Source organism: Winogradskyella haliclonae (assembly GCF_014635865.1).
Classification (GTDB): Bacteria; Bacteroidota; Bacteroidia; order Flavobacteriales; family Flavobacteriaceae; genus Winogradskyella; species Winogradskyella haliclonae.
The window spans coordinates 313,294-328,060 of sequence record NZ_BMDQ01000003.1; the positions used below are offsets into that span (position 1 = coordinate 313,294).

Annotated in this window: 15 protein-coding genes; 7 read left to right on the plus strand and 8 right to left on the minus strand. The window is 35.0% G+C overall.

The genetic code is table 11. The annotated features are described in order from the left end of the window. Window positions 1-24: 24 nt before the first annotated feature. The 4 genes from IEV10_RS11950 (at window position 25) to IEV10_RS11965 (ending at window position 5,346) form a co-directional block, all read left to right on the plus strand. Window positions 25-600: a cob(I)yrinic acid a,c-diamide adenosyltransferase gene (locus IEV10_RS11950; RefSeq protein ID WP_188374960.1), complete on the plus strand. Its 576-nt coding sequence runs from the start codon at window positions 25-27 to the stop codon at window positions 598-600. A 239-nt stretch (window positions 601-839) separates the two neighbouring features. Then, a complete protein-coding gene (locus tag IEV10_RS11955; RefSeq protein WP_008272287.1) occupies window positions 840-1,061 on the plus strand; it encodes a DUF2795 domain-containing protein in 222 nt (73 codons plus the stop codon). A 181-nt stretch (window positions 1,062-1,242) separates the two neighbouring features. After that, the gene (secA, locus tag IEV10_RS11960) at window positions 1,243-4,602 is read left to right on the plus strand and encodes a preprotein translocase subunit SecA (protein ID WP_188374961.1); all 3,360 of its coding nucleotides are present in this window, start codon (window positions 1,243-1,245) and stop codon (window positions 4,600-4,602) included. Window positions 4,603-4,710: 108 nt separating this feature from the next. Further along, entirely contained in the window at window positions 4,711-5,346 is a 636-nt protein-coding gene (locus IEV10_RS11965) for a BglII/BstYI family type II restriction endonuclease (RefSeq protein ID WP_188374962.1), read from the plus strand. A 22-nt stretch (window positions 5,347-5,368) separates the two neighbouring features. Here the strand turns inward: IEV10_RS11965 and IEV10_RS11970 are convergent, their stop codons facing one another. From IEV10_RS11970 to IEV10_RS11985, 4 genes are all read right to left on the minus strand, one after another. Continuing rightward, a complete protein-coding gene (locus IEV10_RS11970) occupies window positions 5,369-6,046 on the minus strand; it encodes a peptidoglycan DD-metalloendopeptidase family protein (protein WP_188374963.1) in 678 nt (225 codons plus the stop codon). A gap of 116 nt (window positions 6,047-6,162) precedes the next feature. Next, window positions 6,163-7,803, minus strand: a complete 1,641-nt coding sequence (locus IEV10_RS11975) for a hypothetical protein (protein WP_188374964.1) — start codon at window positions 7,801-7,803, stop codon at window positions 6,163-6,165. A 46-nt stretch (window positions 7,804-7,849) separates the two neighbouring features. Further along, a complete protein-coding gene (locus IEV10_RS11980) occupies window positions 7,850-8,419 on the minus strand; it encodes a hypothetical protein (protein ID WP_188374965.1) in 570 nt (189 codons plus the stop codon). After that, complete coding sequence (locus tag IEV10_RS11985) at window positions 8,403-8,948, minus strand: RNA polymerase sigma factor (RefSeq protein ID WP_188374966.1); 546 nt, start codon at window positions 8,946-8,948, stop codon at window positions 8,403-8,405. Before IEV10_RS11985 ends, IEV10_RS11980 begins: the two co-directional genes overlap by 17 nt. A 186-nt stretch (window positions 8,949-9,134) precedes the next feature. On the opposite strand from IEV10_RS11985, the gene IEV10_RS11990 reads away from it, so the two are divergent. Both IEV10_RS11990 and meaB read left to right on the plus strand, forming a co-directional pair. Beyond that, window positions 9,135-9,722: a DUF2911 domain-containing protein gene (locus IEV10_RS11990; protein ID WP_188374967.1), complete on the plus strand. Its 588-nt coding sequence runs from the start codon at window positions 9,135-9,137 to the stop codon at window positions 9,720-9,722. A gap of 10 nt (window positions 9,723-9,732) precedes the next feature. After that, window positions 9,733-10,812 carry a methylmalonyl Co-A mutase-associated GTPase MeaB gene (gene meaB, locus IEV10_RS11995; RefSeq protein ID WP_188374968.1) on the plus strand — a complete coding sequence of 360 codons (1,080 nt, stop codon included), beginning with the start codon at window positions 9,733-9,735 and terminating at the stop codon, window positions 10,810-10,812. 3 nt (window positions 10,813-10,815) lie between these two features. Here meaB and IEV10_RS12000 read toward each other — a convergent pair whose 3' ends face one another. After that, the gene (locus tag IEV10_RS12000) at window positions 10,816-11,760 is read right to left on the minus strand and encodes an NAD-dependent epimerase/dehydratase family protein (protein ID WP_188374969.1); all 945 of its coding nucleotides are present in this window, start codon (window positions 11,758-11,760) and stop codon (window positions 10,816-10,818) included. Window positions 11,761-11,870: 110 nt separating this feature from the next. Here IEV10_RS12000 and IEV10_RS12005 point away from each other — a divergent pair, with 110 nt between their 5' ends. Then, a complete protein-coding gene (locus IEV10_RS12005) occupies window positions 11,871-12,584 on the plus strand; it encodes a glycosyltransferase family 2 protein (protein WP_188374970.1) in 714 nt (237 codons plus the stop codon). Here the strand turns inward: IEV10_RS12005 and IEV10_RS12010 are convergent. The 3 genes from IEV10_RS12010 to IEV10_RS12020 are packed head-to-tail and all read right to left on the minus strand — an operon-like array spanning window position 12,581 to window position 14,763. Next, window positions 12,581-13,153 (minus strand): phosphatase PAP2 family protein, encoded by a 573-nt coding sequence (locus tag IEV10_RS12010; protein WP_188374971.1) that lies wholly within the window; start codon window positions 13,151-13,153, stop codon window positions 12,581-12,583. The two genes, IEV10_RS12005 and IEV10_RS12010, sit on opposite strands and share 4 nt — an antisense overlap. Continuing rightward, on the minus strand, window positions 13,153-13,380 hold the full coding sequence (locus tag IEV10_RS12015) for a DUF8828 family protein (RefSeq protein ID WP_073085759.1): 228 nt from the start codon (window positions 13,378-13,380) through the stop codon (window positions 13,153-13,155). Before IEV10_RS12015 ends, IEV10_RS12010 begins: the two co-directional genes overlap by 1 nt. Next, window positions 13,381-14,763 (minus strand): MATE family efflux transporter, encoded by a 1,383-nt coding sequence (locus IEV10_RS12020; RefSeq protein WP_188374972.1) that lies wholly within the window; start codon window positions 14,761-14,763, stop codon window positions 13,381-13,383. It lies immediately after the preceding gene. Between the last annotated feature and the right edge of the window lie 4 nt (window positions 14,764-14,767).

The window sequence follows — 14,767 nt, forward strand, 5'->3', positions numbered from 1 at the left end:
ATTGAAAGTTTATAACTTTACATCATGAAAATCTACACTAAAACAGGAGATAAAGGTACCACCGCATTATTTGGCGGTACTCGTGTTCCTAAACATCATATACGTATTGAAAGTTATGGTACCATAGACGAGCTTAACTCACATATTGGTTTAATTAGAGACCAAGCGATAGACCCAATGCATAAAAAAGTCTTGATGAAAATACAAGACCGTCTATTTACTGTTGGTGCTATTTTAGCTACTGATCCAGAAAAAGCGACGTTAAAGAACGGAAAAGACCGTTTAAATATTCCTAAGATTTCTGATGCAGATATAAAGCTACTCGAAGATAATATGGATAGTATGAATGCTGCATTACCGCCAATGACGCATTTTGTATTACCTGGTGGCCATCAAACTGTGTCATTCTGTCACATTGCACGAACCGTATGCCGTAGAGCCGAACGCTTAGCAAGTCATCTTAATGATTTAGAGCCTTTTCAACCAGAAACATTAATGTATATCAACCGACTATCTGACTATCTTTTTGTGTTGGCACGGAAGTTGTCTCATGAGTTACAAGCAGATGAGGTAAAATGGATACCTAAAAAGGGATCTTAAATCTTATTTGCCTAGGATTTGTAAACGCAAAATGCCAATCCGTGAAGTTATGAGATTATACGTTCTTTTTATTATTAGGTAAACATTTACAATTAAGTTTAAGCAATTGTATAAACTGAAAACTAAATGTACAGCGAGACAATTTTAACAAAATTGATTTGACGAGCTAAATAATTTAATTTTTTCTTGACTTTTTAAACTAAAAAATTATTTTTGCAAAAATTAAAACGCAATAGCAAATGTATTGGACATTAGAATTAGCATCGTATTTAAGTGATGCACCTTGGCCAGCAACTAAAGATGAATTAATCGATTACGCGATTAGAACTGGAGCTCCTCTTGAAGTTGTAGAAAATTTACAAGCTATAGAAGATGAAGGCGATTCTTACGACTCTATAGAAGAAATCTGGCCAGATTATCCAACTGACGAAGATTACCTCTGGAACGAGGACGAATATTAATACTATAAAAAACACATCAAAAAAGTCTCTTTCGTTTTTAACGATATTGAGACTTTTTTTGTTTAAGAAGGTTTCGGAAAAACCTAATACAAACCGTATATTTGAAACCCTTTCAAAGGTCAAATAAAAAACTAATACAAAAGCAACTTCGGTTAGCTTTTTATAAACATACAATACCAAAATGGGATTACTAGATTCAGTACTTAAAGTTTTTGTTGGAGACAAATCCAAGCAAGACGTCAAGTCGATAATGCCTATCGTCGATAAAATTAAAGCCTATGAGCAATCTTTAGAAGCTTTATCTCATGACGAATTAAGAGCAAAAACAGTAGAGTTTAAAGCAAAAATTGATGATGCACGCGCACCTTTTAATGCACGTATTGAAGAACTTAATGCAAAAGCAGAAGCTACTGAAGATATTGATGAACGTGAAGATATCTATCAAGAAATTGATAATATCAAAGATGAAATCTACACAACAACCGAAGACGTCTTAAACGACATTTTACCTGAAGCCTTTGCCGTTGTAAAAGAAACTGCAAAACGTTTTGTAAACAATACCGAAATTAAGGTTACAGCAAATGCTTACGATAGAGAAATCTCTGGAGATAACGATTATGTAACACTTGAAGGCGACAATGCACTTTGGGCCAACTCATGGGATGCAGCTGGGAAGCCTATAACCTGGGATATGATTCATTATGACGTACAGCTAATTGGTGGTATTGCCATGCATCAAGGTAAAATTGCAGAAATGCAAACTGGTGAAGGTAAAACTCTGGTTGCAACATTACCTGTTTACCTGAATGCCTTAGCTGGTCGTGGCGTACACTTGGTAACTGTAAATGACTACTTAGCAAAGCGTGACAGTGCATGGATGGCGCCATTATTTCAGTTCCATGGCTTAAGTGTCGATTGTATTGATTATCACAGACCAAACTCTGATGCACGTCGCAAAGCTTATAACGCCGATATTACTTACGGAACAAATAACGAATTTGGTTTCGATTACTTACGTGATAATATGGCGCATTCGCCTGATGATTTGGTACAACGCCCGCATCATTATGCTATTGTCGATGAGGTTGATTCTGTATTAATTGATGATGCACGTACCCCATTAATTATCTCTGGCCCTATTCCTAAAGGTGACGAGCATGAGTTTGATGTTTTAAAACCTAAGGTCCAACAAATAGAAGAAGTACAACGTAAATATTTAGTTGGAGTCCTTGCAGAAGCTAAAAAGTTAATTGCAGCTGGAGACACTAAAGAAGGTGGTTTCCAATTATTGCGAGTGTATAGAGGTATTCCAAAAAATAAAGCATTAATAAAGTTCTTAAGTGAAGAAGGTATCAAACAATTACTTCAGAAAACTGAGAACTTCTACATGCAGGACAACAATAGAGAAATGCCAAAAGTAGATGCAGAACTCTATTACGTGATTGATGAAAAAAACAATCAGGTTGAGCTATCTGATAAAGGTGTTGAGTTTCTTTCTGGAAAAGATGACCCAAATTTCTTTGTCATGCCAGAAATGGGTACTGAAATTGCAAAGATTGAAAACAAAGGCTTATCATCAGAAGAAGAAGCCGCAGAAAAAGAAGTACTATTCCGTGATTTCTCAGTAAAGTCAGAACGTATTCACACGTTGAATCAGCTTCTAAAAGCTTATGCACTTTTCGAAAAAGACACTCAGTATGTGGTTATGGACAATAAAGTAATGATTGTCGATGAGCAAACTGGTCGTATTATGGATGGCCGTCGTTATTCAGATGGATTACACCAAGCCATTGAAGCCAAAGAAAATGTAAAGATTGAAGATGCAACGCAAACTTTTGCTACAGTAACGCTTCAAAATTACTTCCGTATGTACCGCAAATTATCTGGTATGACGGGTACTGCTGTTACAGAAGCAGGAGAGCTTTGGGAAATCTACAAATTAGATGTTGTGGAGATTCCAACCAACAGACCAATTGCGCGTGACGATAGAGAAGATTTGGTTTATAAAACTAAGCGCGAAAAATATAATGCTGTTGTTGACGAGGTTACTAAACTATCGCAAGAAGGAAGACCAGTTCTTATTGGTACAACTTCTGTAGATATCTCAGAATTATTAGGAAAAATATTAACGCAGCGTAAAATTTCGCATAACGTACTTAATGCCAAGCAGCATAAGCGTGAAGCAGATATTGTTGCGCAAGCTGGTAATGCTGGTCAGGTGACTATTGCTACAAACATGGCTGGTCGTGGTACCGATATTAAATTATCTGATGAAGTAAAAGCCGCTGGTGGCTTAGCCATTGTTGGTACTGAGCGTCACGATTCTCGTCGTGTTGACAGACAATTACGTGGTCGTGCTGGTCGTCAAGGAGATCCAGGAAGTTCTCAGTTTTACGTATCTCTAGAAGATAATTTAATGCGCTTATTTGGTAGTGAGCGTATTGCTAAGATGATGGATAAAATGGGCCTTAAAGAAGGTGAAGTTATCCAGCATAGCATGATATCAAAGTCTATTGAACGCGCACAGAAAAAAGTTGAAGAAAATCAATTTGGTGTTCGTAAGCGTTTATTAGAGTATGATGATGTTATGAATGCACAACGTGAAGTGGTTTACAAGCGTCGTCGTCATGCTTTAGATGGTGTAAGGCTTCGTGTAGACTTAGCCAACATGATTTTTGACACATCAGAAATTATTGCAAATACTAATAAAGACGCTAACGATTATAAGAACTTTGAGTTTGAACTCATCCGTTATTTTTCTATGGCGTCTCCTATTACAGAAACTGAGTTTGCAAAAATGGGTGCTCAAGAAATCGCTGGTGTTATTTACAAAACAGCTTTTGCACACTACAGAGATAAAATGCAACGTGCTGCAGATTTAGCATACCCAGTAATTGAGAATGTATACAATACACAACGTGATAAATTCAAACGCATTGTTGTGCCATTCACGGATGGCACAAAAACACTACAAGTCGTTACAGACCTTGAAAAAGCATACCAATCAAAAGGTACACAGCTTATCAATGATTTTGAAAAGAACATTACGCTAGCAATTGTAGATGATGCCTGGAAAACGCATTTGCGTAAAATGGACGAATTAAAACAATCTGTGCAATTAGCAGTACACGAGCAAAAAGACCCACTATTGATCTATAAGTTTGAAGCTTTTGAACTGTTTAAGGTGATGATTGACCAAGTAAATAAGGATGTAATTTCATTCTTATTTAAAGGCGAAATTCCTCAAGACACTGCAAACAATCTTCAAGAGGCTAAAGCACGTCGCCAAGAAAAAACAACAGAGCAAAAAGAAGAAATCCAAAATATGGATGAGCGCGCAGCACAAAATCGTGCAGTTGGTGAAAGTGCTTCTCGTCGTCAACAACAAGTCGTTGAAACGATTGTTAGAGAACAACCAAAAATTGGACGTAACGACCGTGTCACAATAAAACACGTAATGAGTGGTGAAGCCAAAACAGTTAAATACAAACAAGCCATTCCTTTAATTGATAAAGGTGAATGGGTTTTGGTGGAAGACTAAGTCACTAGCCACATTTAACAATAAAACTCATATTTATAAAATCCTGATGTCCACAACATCAGGATTTTTTGTTTAAATTATGCTATTATTGAAGAAAAGATAATTGATATGAAAGTTACCAATGTATGGGCACATAGATTTGGAGATAAAATTTTACATCAAGCTAAAGAACTTGATGAAATAATAAATGGACTAAAATCAATTAAAGTTCCTATTTGCAAAGGCTTCAAAAGACCTCCTTTCGATGTAAAACAAGGGTTACTAAATAAAATGATTGATTTCATCTTTGTTAATAATGAATGGAAAAGTCAACCTTACATTGATACTAGAATTCCGAGAGAATCTTCTCAAAAAGGAGACTTTGCTATAATAACTGAAGATGATATCAAAATTTTTGTTGAAGTAGAATTTGGAAATATTGCATCTTCATTTAGAGATTTATATAAATTCAACTTAGCATATTCCTTAGACACATATCACTGCGGTATTTTCATACTCCCTGTAAAGAATCTTGCTAGAAGAATAGATACTATACAATCTTTTGAAGGGGCCAAAAAATTAATTACTGAAGCCCGTAATTTTATTAATTTACCTTTAATACTAATCGGAATTGATTCTGATCCTGACACTGAACTAAATTTATTAGAAATAAAAGATGATATTAATTATTGGAAAACATATAAAGAATCAGATTTTGAAAAATTTATTTTAGAGCACAAAAATCTTTTATTTACTGATATTTAATCAAGCTCAAAACTTACTCCAATCAGAACAACAAATTAGGGTCTGGGCAATTATTCTTATAATACTCTAGTTCTCCTTGACTACAAACACCTGGATAATCTCCTAAATTACCTTGTATATCCTTTATAATTTGGAAATGCAAATGTGGTGGATAATCACCATTAACTTCAGCTGTTCCTAAAGTAGCTATTTGTTGACCTTCATTAATCTTATCTCCTACGGTGTTTTTATTTAAAGAATTATGACTTAAATGTCCGTAAAGTGTGTAGAATTTGACACCGTTTAGTTGATGCTCTAAAATGAGTGTTGGCCCATAATTACCAAAACCAGAATTGTCTTTAAAACTATGCAATTGACCATCTAAGGGCGCATAAATTGGTGCATTGGCTTCAATCCATAAGTCTATACCCAAATGTATATTGCGTTCGGTTTCAGGATTATTTTGGTTAAAATATTCGCTTCGGTTATAAATGCCTCGCTTTTCGAGATAACCGCCATAAGCTATTTTGGCGTCTTGGGTTTTCATATGCTTCCATATGTAGGCTTCTAAATCTTGAGAAGATGAAACATTTATAGATTGTAAATCGAGATTATCTACTGACAAATCTAGCGGTACATAATCATGATTTAAATAAGCATGTCCAAGTACCGGAAAAGCATCTAGAGATTGTAAAACACTTTCGAAAGATGATGTGGGCATAAACTAAAAATTTCCATAAAAATACAAATCAATTTTATGGAAAACAGGAAAGAAATACTATAGAATTTGTGATTAAACTTAGACCAAATCCTATATGAAAGAGAAATGGTCTAAGACTAATTAGTACTTATAGTACTATATTTTGCATTTAATACAATGGTTTTACCAGAGCTACCATTAACAGTTTTGCTTTTTGTAACCTCATCATTAAATTTAGAGCGTTCACCTCTAAACATTAAACTATAATCTACATTTGGCAACTTTACCCAAGCATCGCTATTTTCTAATATAATATTTAGATTATTAAAAGAGTCTAAGATGTTATGTATAGTTAACTCATCAAAACTACCATCAATAATATTATTACCAGATAAATAATCTACATTAACTTTAGATGAGTTTGAGTTTAGCGTTAAATTCTGAACATTTTTTAATAATGCATCATCTACATAGTTAAGTCCCAGAGTACCATTTTTCCAATCATTAACTAAAACGCTAGAATAGGATACATTGATGGAAGTGTCACTTCCATCAATGTCTTTTGCTAATAAATTTGCGTGAGATAGATTACCTTTTGCATTGTGTACTGCAGAAGCTATCTTAAGTTCTCCATGTCTTACATTAAGCTTTAGCTTAGCCTTCTTAGGCATCTTAATTTTTATCACGCGCTTAACTTGACTGTTTGCTTTTCCGTATCGGTTTACAAAAACTGACTCTCTTCTTTTTTGCATTTTGTCTCTACGCTTAGCCAATTCTTTTACGCGCTTCTCACGTTCTTTAGCTCTTTGCTCATGGCGCTTCTCCATCTCCACTGCTCTTTTTTCCATAACTTCGGCACGCTTTTCCATAACCTTCGCTTTTTTCTCCATTTGTCTTTCAAAACGTTTTCCCCAAGCTTCCATTTTTTCTTCCCATTCTTTACCAAATTTCTCTCCAAACTCTTCGCCCCATTTTTCCATGTCTTTACCAAATTTTTCACCAAACTCTTCACCCCATTTCTCCATATCTTTTGCCCATTGACCTTCAAAACGCTTGCCGTATTCCTCTCCCCATTTAGCCATTTTTTCTTCGTATCCAGATTCTGCAAATTTCTTTGCCCATTCTTCCATACGTTTTTGCAACTCCTTACCGCCTTTCTTTTCATACTTCTTACTCCACTCAGCTAAATACTTTTCACCATCCTTTTGATATTTATCATAATCAAATTTAATGGTAGTTACACCTTCAGGTAACTCTGGAAGCTCAGGAAACTCTGGCATCTCTGGCATCTCTGGCAAATTTGGCATATTTGCCATATTTGGTAATACTCTGATTTTAGGTAATTCTGGCATCTCTGGTAAATCCGCTAGATTAAATTCTAAATCTTTTAGTATCTCATCATAAGAGCCACTAGAAAACACCTCATATCGTCTACCGCCTTCTGAGGAGATAACTACATTATCCATAGAGGCTTCCACGTTTAGGTTCCATGCTTTTAAAGACTTTTTTAGTTCTTCTTCAGATAACTTATCACTCTCAATGTAGGCTTCAACTTCTACAACATCTTTGTCCCAAGTTTCGATTTCGATTTCTACATAGTTAGTGTTTAAATCCACCACAACATCTTTGTTAACGTTAATCGTCTGCGATGTTTTGTTTTGTTTCTTCTGTGCAAACCCAATAGTGGTGATTAAGCACAAGGTTAAAATTCTAATAGTTTTACTCACAGCAATTCTATTGCTTTTTTTGTGTTCGTGATTTTTCTTTGAAAAATTCATTTTTTTTGGTTTTTAAAACTGTTCGTTTTTTGATTTATAATTATGATTAGATACTTACTTCTTCAAAAGTGTCATTACTAAATTCTTGTAATTTTTCTTTTAATCGCATTACTAGATTAAGTCTGAATTTGAGATTATCTATTAATGCGTCTAAAGTCTCTTCGTTAGGTCCGTTTTCATTAAGTTCTAGAGTTAACTTATCGTATTCTATATTTAGCTCTTTAAGGCGTCCTATATAACCATCAACTAAGTCTTTGTTATCTGGTGTTAAATTCACTTTAGACAATTCTAAATTGATACTTGCCAAATAATAATCCTCTACTTTTTTTAGTTCTGGAGAGAATGCGCCCATAGTCTTAATTTTATTATCCTTAACGATTTCTGTTGGCTCAATTGGGTCTACAGGTTGATTAAAAAACTGAAATGCACCGTAGCTCAATCCTAATAAGACGATAACACTGGCTGCAATATTTAAAAATCCAAAGCGATTAGACCTTTTCTCTTGCGGTAATGCCTTATCTAGCTTTTCTAAAAAGCGAGCCTCATGACCTTGAGACATTTTTATACTCTCATCTTTAGGCTGATTTTTAAATAGGTCTTTAAGATTCTGTCCCATTTTTCTTTTGGTTTAATAATTCTTTTAATTTTCCTTTTCCTCTTGATAGTTGTGTTCTTGATGCTACTTCAGAGATGTTTAATATTTCAGAAATTTCTTGATGGTCATAACCTTCAATTAAATATAGCATCACAACATATTTATATTTCTCAGGCAGTTGCTGGATGGCAACTTTAACCTCATCAATAGTAATTCTGTTATCAACAGACCAATCGTTATCTTCATCAACAATCTTAAGTTGTACATCTTCTATATCTACTAGTCTTTGTTTTTGAGACTTTAATAGGTCTATACTTTTATTAATTACTATACGTTTTAACCAAGCACCAAACGTCACTTCTGCTTTATACTGTTCTAATTTTGTAAACGCTTTTATAAATGACTCTTGTACCACATCCTCAGCTTCCATCGTGTTTTTAACAAAACGCTGTGCAACAATGAGCATACCATCACAATATTGGTTGTATAGCTTTAACTGTGCCTTTCGGTCATTTCGTCTACACTTTTCAATGATGTCTACTTGAAACATTCTTGGTTAATTATTGGTTGTTTTTGATTGGTTTGTCTTAAAGACGATGCAAAAAATGGAGTGTTGCAAAAAATCGAAAAAAACTTCAAAATATTTTATTTACGTTAAAATTAAATCTCCTTAGTCTATAAATTTAGGGATTTCGATTATCTTTATTTTTTAAAAATTGTTATCGCTTTAGAATTTATGTTGAAACGCATCCTCATTTTCCTATCCATTGCTGCTATTGCTTTATTACTGTATTCTGTTTTTGTAGAAAATATCTTTTCACCAAGATTAAGCCCTAAAGATTCTGCAACTATAACGCTAAATGATTTAAAATGTAAAGTTCAATATAATAGACCTTCAAAACGCGAGCGTGATATTTTTGGTGCTTTGGTACCATACAACAAGGTATGGAGAACTGGAGCAAATGAAGCGACTACCTTTTCGACCAATAGAGATTTAATCATACAAGGCATGCTCTTGCCAAAAGGTGATTATACGTTGTGGACTGTACCTATGGAAAATTCATGGAAAGTAATGTTCAACTCAGGACAATACCAATGGGGCGTTAACGAAAAAATGGAGCCTATGTGGGATCCTAATTATGACGTCATTGAAATAGAAGTGCCTACCGAAAAACTAGATACCACTGTAGAGAAATTTACCATAGCTTTTGATAATACAACAGGAAACTTAAAGTTAACCTTAGCTTGGGATAGCACTAAAATAGAAATCCCTATAATAGTATCTAACACTAAAGATTCTAGCAATATAGAGCAGAATCGATAATTCATTTACAGTGGCTAAATCTGACAAACAAAAAACATCAGCCTTAAAAGAAAAAGATGGCATTAAAGCGCCAGATGCTTTGAGTTCTGTTTCTGCAAAAGCCATAAAGTCTAGACGTCAAAAACAACCTTCTGTAAACGATTTAGTAAAAGGTATTACTAATGGAGATATCACAGCATTAAGCCGTGCCATTACACTAATCGAAAGCACAAATCCAAAGCATACAGAAAAAGCGAACAAAATTATAACCGCATGTTTGCCTTATGCGAATGATTCTATTAGAGTTGGTATTACTGGAGTTCCTGGTGTTGGAAAAAGTACTTTTATCGAAGCCTTAGGTAAGCATCTTACCAATACCAATAAAAAAGTTGCTGTATTGGCTGTGGACCCTAGTAGCTCTTTGAGTAAAGGCAGTATTTTAGGCGATAAAACCCGTATGGAAGATTTGGTAAAAATCAAAAATGCGTTTATTAGACCTTCACCTTCTGGTGATTCTCTTGGTGGTGTTGCACGCAAAACTCGCGAAACTATTATTTTATGTGAAGCCGCTGGTTTTGACACTATTTTAATTGAAACTGTTGGTGTTGGACAAAGCGAAACTGCTGTACATAGCATGGTTGATTTCTTTTTATTATTGAAATTGGCAGGTGCTGGAGACGAACTTCAAGGAATAAAGCGCGGCATTATAGAAATGGCAGATGCTATTGTGATTAACAAAGCTGATGGTGAGAATGTAAAAGCCGCCAAATCTGCTAAGTTAGAGTTTAATAGAGCTTTACATCTCTATCCTGAAAAAGCATCTGGTTGGACACCAAAAACAACATTGTGCAGTGCGTTGCATAATGAAGGTATTTCTGAAATTTGGGATATGATTAGCAATTATATGTCCGAAACAACATCCAGCAATTATTTTGAAACGCATCGTACTGAGCAGAACAAGTTTTGGCTACTACAAACTATTGAAGAACGACTAAAATCTAATTTCTACAATAAACCAAAAATAAAATCTGAATTGCAACAACAAATAGAGCTTATTGAATCTGGAAAAACGACACCTTTTGCTGCCGCTGAGTATTTGTTAGGACTTTAAAAATTAAAGACAATTCGCCTTAAACCATTTTACTTGAGCTTCTACACTTTCTAGTAATGTTGTTTGTGGATTATAATCAAGTAGTTTTCTAGCTTTATCAATATTGGCTTTTGTACGCAATTGATCGCCAGCACGTTTTGGTTTAATCTCAAGTGTAATGGATTTACCAATCACCTTTTCGACAGCTTCTATACCTTGTTTCGTGGTATATTCTGCTTCTGTTCCCAGATTGATAATTTCTCCATCAACCTTATCTTCATTACCAATTACACTGGTAACACCATCAATAATATCGCCCACATACGTAAAACTTCTCAGATGTTTTTCGCTACCCTCAAATAGCGGGAATGGTTCGCCTTTAAGGCCCAAATCAATCAATTTGGTATACATTTTTTCTGGACGTTCTCTTGGTCCAATCACTGAGTAAAGTCTTAAACTACAAGCTTTAAACTCAAGGGTTATTTTTTGCTTACTTAAAACTAAGTGCTCGGCCATTTGCTTTGTAAAACCGTAATCTGAGGCTGGCTTTGGGATAGTATCTTCAGGGGAAGTAGCTTCTAAGCCATAGATAGAAGAAGTGCCTATATTTACAAATAACTTTAAATCCTTACTTGTTTCAGCAAATTTTAGCAGATTTGCTGTGCCTTCCACATTATTCGAAAAGTAATCCTCGTAGGTTGCTGTTTTAGATAAACCTGGTTGTGCTGCAAAATGAAAAATATAATTGAAATCAGTGTCTAATACTTCTAAAGCTTCAGTATTTCGTAAATCTAAAGTTATCATCTTCCCGCCCATAGCTTTAACTGCATCAGCATTTTTCGCCTTTAAATCGGTACTATAGTAACTTGAAAAATTATCCACACCAACAAGCTCATGTCCCATTTGCAATAAACGTTCTGCACAATGCGACCCTATAAACCCAGCTGCTCCTGTTATTAATATTTTCATTTATCAAACAAAAAGTGATACACAAATAAACATCTTTTTTACTAGTAAACCTATGGCAAATCAAGTAAAGTAAAAACAATACTTTTGTAAATGTTGACTAATAACAACTTATGCACTATTCCTTTACCATCATTATTCCTGTGTACAATGAAGCCGAAAACCTTCTTCGGGTTGAAGAGGCTATTCTAGACTACCTTAAAATCGCCTCTGCTAAAACGTCTATACTTTTTGTAAATGATGGCTCTACTGATCAAAGTTTTCAACTTATCAAAGACATATGCATAAGGAACGATGTTTTCAATTTTATCTCACTGAAAAAAAACCGAGGTCTAAGTGCAGCTTTAAAAGCTGGTTTTGATGCCGTAGAAAGTGACTTAATCGGTTATGTTGATTCGGATTTACAAACATCTCCTAAAGATTTTAATTTACTTTTGGAGCATATTGACGATTATCAATTAATTACAGGTGTTAGAGTCCATAGAAAAGATAGTTTTACAAAAAACATGTCTTCTAAAATTGCCAATTTTATACGGCGCGCTTTTACTAAAGATGGTATGGACGACACGGGTTGTCCTTTAAAAATAATACATACAGATTACGCCAAACGCATTCCTATGTTTAAAGGTCTACATCGGTTTTTACCAGCCATGATATTACTTCAAGAAGGAAGGATAAAGCAAGTCCCTGTTCAGCATTTTCCACGTGTAGCTGGTAAGACTAAATTTGGCTTAAGAAATAGGATATTTGGGCCACTTACAGATTGCTTTGCGTATCTATGGATGAAACGAAAATATATTAATTACCACATAGATAAAAGGTCTTAGCCTTTAAAATAACGCTGCACCAAAACTCCTGAAAGCTTATAGAATCCATATCCAGAAATGGCTCCGAAAGTCATGCCACATATGATATCGATCGGAAAGTGTACACCGACATATATTCTACTATAAGCCACCATTGCGCTCCAAAAGAGTAGTATAAATATTAGGTTCTTAAAATATGGCCGCAAAATAAGTCCTCCAAAAACAGCTGCAGCCATTGAGTTAGAGGCATGACCAGAAAAGAAACTACGATTAGAACTACAACGTTCTGCAATAAATCGTATGGAGTCCATAATATCATAGCAAGCACAGGGTCTAAAACGTAACACTGAACGCTTAACAACATTTGTCATTTGATCAGTAAATGTTATCATAGCAGCAATAACTATGGCAAAGACTACTAATTTTTGCCAACCGTATTTTTTATAAATCAATGCTAGTAACACCGCATAAAACGGGATAAAGGTTAGCTTATTAGTGACTAATAGCCAAAACCCATCCCAAGTTTCGCTTCCTAAACTATTGAGAAATACAAAAAGTGCTTTATCGTATTCTAGTAGCTGTTCTAACATTAGTCTTCGTATCGTGCGACTTCTCTATCGTAAAACTCTGTGGCTAATCGAATGTAGTTTTCTGTTTCTGTAGCCAATTCTTTTTCATCATGCTGGTCAAATTCTTCAAACCACTCCACCTCATCATTTTCAAGATTGATAATAAATCTTGGAAATTCGGTATGAATGATGAATATCGCATCTGGATAATCTGTGTTATCACCTAATATAAACTTTGGAAGTTCCATTTAGTTAGTCTCGTTTTTTAGTATTAAACGCTTTGTCAAATATACAAACCTTATGTATAATAAAATTGCCGCAGAACTTAAACCTGCCAGTAAACCCAACCAAATACCAAGGCTACCATAAGCATCTGCTTGGCCCAAATAATAACTCATAGGAAAACCTATGAGCCAATAGGCAACAAATGTAATTAATGTAGGTATGTACACGTCTTGCAAGCCTCTAAGTGCTCCTAAAACAATAACCTGGAGACTGTCCGTAATCTGAAATACTGCTGCCGCTAGTAATAAGGTCGCTGCTATTTTCACAACCTCAGCAGTATCCAATGCATTTGCTGGATCATCTAAATCGACATATAGATTAGGCAAAGCTTGATGAAATATTACAAAGATTAAAGCAAAGACAACTGCAAATAGAAATCCTAAAAAGAAAATGGATTCTGCAATACGTTTTAAGGCTTTAAAGTCTTTTAACCCTTTTTGATTACCAACTCTAATCATAGCTGCCACACTCAATCCCATAGCTACCATAAAGGTCATTGATGATAAATTTAAGGCAATTTGATTTGCTGCTTGTGCATTTCTACCCAAAGTACCACTTAACCAAATAGCTGCTGTAAAAATCCCAACCTCAAAAAACATTTGCATGGCACTTGGTAGTCCTAAATTAGTCAACTTTTTTAAAGCTTGCTTAGTTAGAGTAAAAAGCTTTATGCCAGTCACATATAATCTTGATTTTTCTTTCTTTGACAACAAAAACCACAAATAAAACAGCATGACAAATCGTGAAACTAATGTCCCAACTGCTGCACCAACAATACCCATTTGCGGAAAACCAAACTTCCCGAAAATCAATACATAATTGATGGCAACATTAAGCACATTGGCTAAAATAGTCGCATACATGGGATATTTGGTTAAGGATAAACCATCACTAAACTGTTTAAAGGCTTGAAAAATAATGAGTGGCACTAAAGAAAAGGCCACTAAATCTAGATAAGGTAAAGCCAACACCACCACTTCTTCGGGTTGATCCATGATATACATTAAAGGCTTGGCTAGTAACAATAGCCCAAAAAGGATGAGCGATAAAACGGTACAGAGAAAAAGGCCGTGCTTAAATGCAGACTTTCCTTTAACAAAATTACCCTCAGCATCTGCCTCAGCAACTAGAGGTGTGATGGCTGTAGAAAAGCCAATACCAATAGACATGGCTATAAAAATAAAGCTATTACCCAAAGACACAGCTGCTAATTCTGCGGCACCCAATTGCCCCACCATAACATTGTCTATAAAGCTGACAAAGGTATGCCCAAGCATACCTAGAATCACAGGTGTTGCTAATTTTAGATTATATGAAAACTCTTTGGTGTAACTGCTAAAAACCATCAGG